This window comes from Frankia gtarii (genome assembly GCF_025403375.1).
Taxonomy (GTDB): domain Bacteria; phylum Actinomycetota; class Actinomycetes; order Frankiales; family Frankiaceae; genus Frankia; species Frankia gtarii.
In genome coordinates this window covers 1-8,156 of sequence record NZ_JAMPTM010000293.1, presented here as the reverse complement: position 1 = coordinate 8,156, position 8,156 = coordinate 1, and the positions used below count along the sequence as shown (strand labels likewise).

The window sequence follows — 8,156 nt, the reverse complement described above, 5'->3', positions numbered from 1 at the left end:
CACCCCCGCCCGACCAGCAGCCCATCGCACCGGCCACACCGACCCTCGACGTCCACCGGGCTTCGGAAACCTCTCTGGAGGTTGCGATCGTCGCCGGTACGGGTGCACCGGCGACCCGATTCGCCCTGGAGGCGTCCCCGGCGGCGGGGACGAAGGTGACCCACGACAGCGGGGGAAACTTCCGGGTCGACATAACCGGGTGTGACGCCTTCAGTCTGGTGGGGACGGTGTTCGCGGCGAACGGGTCGTCCGCACGCTCCCAGCCGTACCCGGTACAGGCCCGCACCGACGGCGAGTGCGCGCCGCCGCTGGCCTCGCTGCGTGTCACTCCCACCTCGGGTGGGGCACCGCTGACGGTGACCGCCGAATCCACCGTGCGCCACGTTGTCGATCCTCAGGAGACCTACACCTTCGACTTCGGAGATGGAAGCCCTGCGACGGCCAACGGCGCCAACCACACCTATACTTCCGCAGGCACCTATACGGTCACTCTGACCGTGCGGAAGAAAAGCTCCGGGGCGAAGGCGACGGACACCGCCACGGTCACCGTCCAGCCCCGGTTCGAGGCCACGCCGGGCCCGACCACGGTCAGCCCGAACTCAGGTACGCACCCCTGTCCGCAGGAAATCACGTTGACCGCCACCATCACCGCGAACGCCGCGGGGTCCGTGGAATACCAGTGGGTGGTCAACGGAGGTGGGACGGGTCAAGTAACCTTCAGCGGCCCAGGAACGAAGACCGTTACCGCCAGCTCGATGAAGGACGCAGGGCCTGGCAAGACGTGGTCGAGCTGGGAACAGCTGCAAATCATCGGCGGCGCCACGGGCGCCCGCGGATACTACTCCATAACCTGCGCAGGCACAGCACCCGCGCCTGCACCCGAGACGCCCGGGCTGATGGGCCCGGGCGGGACAGGACAGGGCTGATTCACGTCCACCGATCGGACGATGATGTTACGTTGGGTTGCCTGTAGGGGAAACACTCGCGTCCGTTCACGGCAGACTCACCTTGTAGCCGTTTTGATCCCATTCATGCCGTTGAGACGAAGTTGCCGACGGGACGGGCGGGGTGCCGGAAAGCGCTCCCGGGAGATCTCGCGCCGGTGCAGATGACGGGGATGACGAAAAGTGGTAGCGGAAGAAGTACCGTCGGCGTCCGGAGGAAACGACAACGGTCGGCTGGCAGCCCTCTTCGCTTCCTACCCGGCGGACAGTGAAGGCATCGGGCCGCCACCTCCGTCGGGGGACGGCGCGGAGCCTGGTTCCGTCCCACGGGTGCCGGATCAGGCCCACGCGATGGGTCCAGCAGCGGCCGCCCGCGATACGGCTCCGCCGGCCGCGTACCCCGCGCCGCGACCGCCGGGTGACGGTCGGCCGCCGGAGCTGTCCGTGGGCCAGGGCCGCCGACCTCGGCCGCGCTGCCAGCCGCTGTCCGGTGCGCTGTTGGTCCCCGCGCCGGCCGGGCTCGGGGTACGGCTGCCGGCCCGGTGTGAGGACCGGGTCCACGCGGTCGTCGACGGCGTCGTCGTCGCGGGGCCGCCGTTCGTCCTCAGCGGCGACGATGGCTTCGGTTATCGGTACACCGGCGTCCGAGGGCTGATCCCGGTTGGTTCCCGAGTCCAGGCCGGGCAGGTCGTCGCGGTCGTCGCCGAGCACCGCCACGACCGGTCACCGGCCGCGGCGACGTGCCTGCATCTCGAGATCGCCGAGTCGGACGGCCAGCCGCTGGATGCCTATGAGGTGCTTGCGGGGCTGGCCGATCCGGTGGAGTGTGCCGACCTGACAGCGGAGACCGATCCCGAATCCGCCGGCCGGGACAGGTCGGCGGCCGGGGGCTGGAGGCAGCGGCGCGGATCGTCACCGCCGCGCACCTCCGATACGGACGTGGCGACGGCTGCGCCACCCGGGCTCCTCGACAGCCGCGACGATCACCATGCCAGCGCCCACAACGCACCCGACTCCTCCGACGAGGACGACGAGGACGGGCGGACTACCGCGGCGCGGGCGGCGTCGTTGCTGGTGGACGGTGGCCGGCTCACAGGCCGGACAAGGTCCGCCAGCACGCTATGGCCGATCGGGCCGGACGGGCCGGACGGGCCGGACGATGCGGGTGACCTCCGATGACGATCTGCGCACAGTGCCGGCGGGACAATGCCGACGGCATCGAGTTCTGCGCCGGCTGCGGTCGGATCCTGTGGTCCGGCGCCCAGACTGCTCAGCAGGGCGCCCGCCCCCGCGGCGATCGGACCAGCGCCCCACCGACGGCGCGAGGCGGGGCCGACACGGGCGGCCCCGGATCGCCTGCCGACCCGGCGGCTTCGCCGGGTCGGGACCCGATGCCCGGGCCCGGCAGGCAGCGCGCCCCCGGGCCCCGTCAGACCCCGGCCGGCGTTCAGCCGGACGGCCAGCCGGCGCCGCCCCGCGGCCCGGGGGCCGGCCAGGATGCGCAGCCCGGTACGTCCCGCGCCGCTGGCGGGCGAATCCGGGTCCGCCGTGACACGCACACCACCGGTCTGCGCGCCGTGCCGATCGCGGGGCTTTTCGACGACGACGATCACAGCACGGGGACAGCAGACGGCTACCGCGGGGTTCGTCCCGACGAGCAGCCGCTGACCGCGACGTCGACCTTCGGACCGTCGTCGGACTGGCACGGTGCCGGTACCGGCACCGGTACCGCGGGCTCGCAGGTGAGGTGCCGCTGCGGGCGGCAGAACCCGCCGGGAAGCCGTTTCTGCCCCTGCGGGCAGACCCTGGTGCACGACCAGACCGGATCCCCGGCGGATACGGCGCCCGGTACCACGCCCGGCCCGCGGCCCGCGCTGGCGGGCGCGGGTGAACGGCGCCGCTTCGACCGCCAGATGCGCGCCGCTGCGGGCGGGCGGCGCGGTTACGATCGTCCACTCGCGAACCGGGTGGTGGCTCTCCGGGCGACCGCGGGTCTCCTTGCCGTGGCAGTGGTGCTCGCCCTCGCCGGGCCGGCCAGTGGCAGCACCCGTGGTTGGGCCGCCGGGCGGATCTCAGGTGTCCTGCCCCATTCCTACAAGGAGGTCGACGTCTCGGGGGTCGGCGTCACGCCGGCGCAGCGGGATCTGCGCGGGTACCCGCCGATGTTCGCCGTCGACGGGTACCGGAACCGGGCCTGGGTGACAGCCTGGAACCCCGACGAAGCGATCGGGGAGACGTGTTCGAAGACCGTCGGTCGCAGCGCGATCCTGGTGCTGACCTTCGCCAGGTCTGTTCGCATCGATCACGTCTCGATCCGGGCCGGTCTTCCCAAGGACGATCCGGCGGCGCCGTCCCAGGTCAGACCGAAACGGATCGCGATCCAGTTCGGGGACGAGCAATGTCAGTTCAAGGATCTACTCAAGGTCGCGGAACCACAGCTCCTGAATGTGACGGGGAAGGACACCCAGCTGGCCAGGGTCTGGATCGTCGACGCCTACGACGCGGCGACCGCCCCGGGAAACCAGGTCGCTATCAGCGAGATCGATTTCCTGGTGGACGCCTGATCCGCTGGACGCCCGGCGCGGCCGAGTCAGGCCGGACCCAGGTTCCATTTCCAGGTGGTGCCGTCCCAGAGGCCGGCGAGGACGATGGTCTGGCCGTCCACGCGGCGGGTGGTGAGGGTCTCGACGCCGGAGGTGGGCCCGGTCAGGAAAGCGCCGTTCTGCTCACCGGTGCTCAGATCCCAGATCCGCACGGCCCCGTCGTCGCCGCCGGCCAGTGCGACACCCCTGCCGCCCAGCGTGGCCGTCGTGACCGTCTTGACAGCCGTACTGAGCCGTTGGCCGAACTGGCGGCCGGTGGGGGCGGCCGCGGTGAGGTCCCAGGCGCTGGTCGCCCCGTCGTCGGCGGCGGAGACCGCGAATGTCCTACCGCCGAGGACACCGATGGCCAGGTCCCAGATCGTGCCGCCGTGGCCTCCGAGAGCCCTGCCTGTGGGGCTGGGGTCAGTGAGATTCCACAGCCGAACGATGCGGTCGTCGCCGCCGGAGACGGCGACGGGCCTGCCGCCCAGCGTGCCGAAAGCGACCGCCTTGACCGGTGCGGCGAGCCGCTCACCGAGCTGCCGCCCGGAGGGATCGGCTGCAGCCAGATCCCACAGCCGCACCGCACCGTCGTCGCCGCCGGAGACGGCGACGGGCCTGCCGCCCACCGTGCCGAACGCGACACTGCTGATCGCCCCGGTCTCCTCCGCTCCCCCCAGAACGCGCGCGACGGGGGCAGGGGACGTGAGGTCCCACAGGCGCACCGTCCCGTCGACACCGCTGGAGAGCAGGACGGACCGGCCGTTCACGGTGCCCGGCGTCACGCAGTAGACAGGTCTGGTGTGACCGGTGAGCGGGCCACCGCGCGAGCTACCCGTGGCCAGGTCCCGCACCTGCAGTGTCCCGTCCTGCGCACCCGTGACGACGATCACCGCGCCGTCCAGGGGGGCGGTGGCCACCGTCCAGACCGCGCCGTGGTTACCGGCGAGGGGACCGCCGAACAGCGCACCCGCACGGCTCGGCGCGCCCGCACGGCTCGGTGACGGGGACAGCGCACCGGCATCCCGCGATGGCGGGCTGCCGGCCGCGGAGCTCTCGTCGTGCCGCCAGGCCGGGACGCCGACAGCCGCACCCACCCCGGCCAGCACCACGGAGAGCGAGGCAAGAACGCGGCGCCGGCTGAGAAAGGACGGCCCTGCGGCGGGCGCGGTGCCTTCCGGTACCGCGGCCGCGGGCTCCTCGACGGCCGCCGGCTGCGCGGTGCGTTCCTTCACTACTGTGGCTTCCTCTGCCACGGTGGATTCCGGCTGTGCCGGGGATTCCGGCTGTGCCGGGAGTTCCGGCGCCGCCGTCGCCTCGGGGACGGGGACACCCGTATGTGCGGCCACCCACAGCAGGCGGAACTCCTCGATGTCGCCACCCAGCGCCTCCACGATCAGCTCGAGGTTGCCCCACCGGGGCAGACGCTCACACCGGATGATCGTGTGCGCGGTGGTCTGACTCATCGCGCCGGTGTCGGTCGCCAGCTTCCGATAGCTGGGTTTGCCGCCGGTGAGGTACAGCTCCTGTAACCGGCTTCGCAGCCTGGTCAGAGCCTCGCCCTGGCCGGACGCCGCCAGGTCGGTCGGATCGTCGGACGACATCACGGAGATCCCCGCATCTCGGAGTGTCAGAAAACGTAAACCCCATCGCATGGGATGATCCAGATTGTAACGAAGCCCGGAACAGGCCAGTGAACCTGCCGGAAACCCCTTCGGGAAGCATGCGTTTCCGCAGGTCAGGGGCCATCCGGATGGTTCTTCTCAGAGCGGCCTGCCGTCCCGGCCACAGCGTGGGACCGGGGCTGCGGCCGGACCGGGCGATGGACCCGGTCCGGCCTTGGCGGCCAGGTGTGTCAAGTTATGTCAGAATTCGTCAACCCCGCTCTGCACGGCCCCATCCTGAAACCGACGTCACCGATTCGGCCGTTCCGGGGGGGACGCTTGAGCGCAAAGAGCACTCTGCGTGGAATACGAAGGGCACCGGCACACCAGCACAGGCGAATCGGGCATGCGGCCGTCCTCGCCGGCCTGCCGCTCGCCGTCGACGGCGGCCCGCGGACCAGCAGCGACAGGAGAGGCGGCTACAGCGGGTCCCGCCCCGTCGACCGTTGCGGAAATGTCGCCGCGCGGGCAGTCGGTCGCCATCACGACGTGATATCAGCGCAGCGCCTCCCGATGAGACGTTCGCGGCGACCTGTTGATTGCTTCTGATGCGGCGAGATGTTGCGCGAGCGCCGCGATGAGTCCGGGCGTGCCTCCGACTGTCCTGCCGGCCCGGGTCCGGCCGCCCGCGGCGGCAGGAGTGCGCCGGGAACGTCTGACCGGCCTGTTCGGCGCGTCAGCGCCCTACCGGGTCGGTCTTGTCGTCGCGCCTGCCGGCGCGGGAAAGTCGACGCTGCTGGCCGAGATCGCGCGGGTGGCCGGATGCCCGGCCGCGTGGCTGACCCTCGACGCCCGAATCGGCGACGTCGGCTCGTTCCTCGCCCACCTGCACGCCGCAGTCACCGCCGGTGCCACGACCACGACGGGGCGGTCATCCACATCTTCGTCCAGCGCACCGCACGACGAGGCCATGATCCCGGAGCGGTCGGGCGACCTGCCCTGGGACGGTATCGAGAACGCGATCGCCGACCTCGAACGGCGACTCGGCGGCGATCTGTTGATCGTCCTCGACGATCTGCACACCATCGATGGCCAGCCGGCCGAGTACGCGGTGCAGACGCTGCTCGACTACCTGCCCTCACGGGTCCGTGTGCTCGCCGCCGCCCGCTGGCGCCCTGACCTCGACCTGCACCGGCTCCGCCTGGCCGGGCAGATCCGCGAGCTCGACGCCGAGTCGCTGCGGTTCCGCACCTGGGAGGTCGAAGAGCTCTTCCGGGACTGCCACGGCGTACGGCTGCGGCCCGACGAGGTCGCCGCACTGACTCGCAGCACCGACGGCTGGGCCGCGGGGCTGCAGCTGTTCCACCTTGCGACCCGTGGCCGCCCGCCCTCCGAACGGGCGAAGATCCTCTCCGGACTCGCGAACACCCGTCTCGTCCGCGACTACCTCACCACGCATGTGCTGGAGGCGGTACGCCCCGAGCAGCGGGACTTTCTGATCCAGACCAGCGTGCTCGACCGCCTCACGGAGCGGCGCTGCGACAGCCTGCTCGGCCGGACTGGCAGCGCCACCGAGCTCGCCGAGCTGGAGCGCCGCGGGCTGTTCACCTTCGTCGAGGACGACGGGCGCAGCTACCACTACCACGAGGTGCTGCGGGTGCACCTGCTCGAACGGCTCGTCCACGAGCTGGGCGAGACACGGGCGAACGAGGTGCACCGAGCGGCCGCGCGGCTCTGCGAAGGCGAGGGCGTGCTGCGCGAAGCGGTCCTGTGTTACTGCCGGTGCGGCGACTGGGATCAGGTACGCCGCCTGCTCGGCCAGGATGGCGAGCGGCTCGCCGAGGACCCGGCCGGCTGGTTCGACCTGCTTCCCCCGTCCATCCGGGACTCCGACCCGTGGGTGCTGCTGGCCATGGCCCGCCGGTTCACGGCGAACGGATCGCTGGCGGCTGCCGCGAACGCCTACCGGGATGCCGCGGCCGCGTTCGGCGCACAGACGCCGGTCCGGGTCGCCCGTGAGCAGGCCGCCCTCGACGACTGGCTGCATCCGGCACCGAGCAGGACGATGACCTGGGTCGGGGTGCTACGCGCGGTGCTGGTCGACCCGGCACCGCACGTCGAGGGCCCGGCAGAAACGCCGCAGATGGCCCTCGCTCGTGGGGTCGCCGCGCTCGTCGGTGGCGAGATCGGCCTAGCCCGCCGCCGGTTCACCCTGATCACGAGCGGGATCGGGGCGAGCCCGAGCATTGAGACAGCCGCCGCGATCGGCCGCGCTGCCTGCGCCGTGCTCATGCCGGAGACGGCCGTGGACGAGACCGCGGACGAGGTGGTCGAGGCTGCCATGGCGGCCGCCGAGCTGCTCGGGTCTCCGGCTGTGCTGCGGGTGGCGGCCGGGATCCAGGCCATGCGGCTGCGCGCCGGCCGCCGTCACATCGTTCATCTGCTCGATGCCGCCGCGATCGCCGGCGACCGCTGGGGAGCACTGGTGATCACCCTGCTGGGAAGCTGTGCCGCGCTGACGCTGCCCGACGACACCGTCGAGGAGGTCGACGAGGCCCCCGCCGGCCTCCGCCTCGACGTTCCCATCCGGGCCCGACGGCACGTCGGACCCGGGGGCGAGGTGCCGTCGCACCGGCGGGCCTTCCAGCAGGTGGCGGTGGCGCTGGAGCAGACCGCGGGGGGCTTCGACGAGCTTGCCGCCCCGGCCCTCGCCACCTGGGCTCGCTGCGCGGGCATGCTCGCCTCGCGGCGGGCCGGGACCATCCCCGGCGAGCAGGAGGCGGCGCCGATCCTGCGGGCGGCGGCCCGGCTCGGCCCGGCTCCGCACGCGCTCGCGCTGCTCGCCAGCGCACCGCCGCGGGGCGTCGACCCGGCGGCGGGCGGACCCTGCCGACCTCATCCGTACGAGACCGCCCTGCGGATCGCGGCGGAGTCCGGAATCGGCGAGGGAATCGCACGCCTCGCCGAGCTGGCTGGAGCCCAGGGCAGCCGATCGCCCGGCCCCGGGCCATCCGGCCTTCCCGCAC

At 72.1% G+C, this 8,156-nt stretch carries 5 protein-coding genes; 4 read left to right on the top strand and 1 reads right to left on the bottom strand.

The genetic code is table 11. From position 1 onward, the window contains the following. The 3 genes from NBZ83_RS27325 to NBZ83_RS27315 form a co-directional block, all read left to right on the top strand. Positions 1 to 926 (top strand): PKD domain-containing protein (locus tag NBZ83_RS27325; protein ID WP_261576066.1); only part of this gene is annotated, 926 nt, incomplete at its 5' end. 462 nt (positions 927 to 1,388) lie between these two features. Then, the gene (locus tag NBZ83_RS27320; RefSeq protein WP_261569963.1) at positions 1,389 to 2,123 is read left to right on the top strand and encodes a hypothetical protein; all 735 of its coding nucleotides are present in this window, start codon (positions 1,389 to 1,391) and stop codon (positions 2,121 to 2,123) included. Further along, positions 2,120 to 3,508, top strand: a complete 1,389-nt coding sequence (locus NBZ83_RS27315; protein WP_261569964.1) for a hypothetical protein — start codon at positions 2,120 to 2,122, stop codon at positions 3,506 to 3,508. Before NBZ83_RS27320 ends, NBZ83_RS27315 begins: the two co-directional genes overlap by 4 nt. Positions 3,509 to 3,534: 26 nt before the next feature. On the opposite strand, the gene NBZ83_RS27310 is transcribed toward NBZ83_RS27315, so the two are convergent. After that, a complete protein-coding gene (locus NBZ83_RS27310; protein WP_261569965.1) occupies positions 3,535 to 5,130 on the bottom strand; it encodes a WD40 repeat domain-containing protein in 1,596 nt (531 codons plus the stop codon). 649 nt (positions 5,131 to 5,779) lie between these two features. On the opposite strand from NBZ83_RS27310, the gene NBZ83_RS27305 reads away from it, so the two are divergent. Continuing rightward, a partial coding sequence (locus NBZ83_RS27305; protein WP_261576065.1) for a winged helix-turn-helix domain-containing protein occupies positions 5,780 to 8,156 on the top strand: 2,377 nt, incomplete at its 3' end.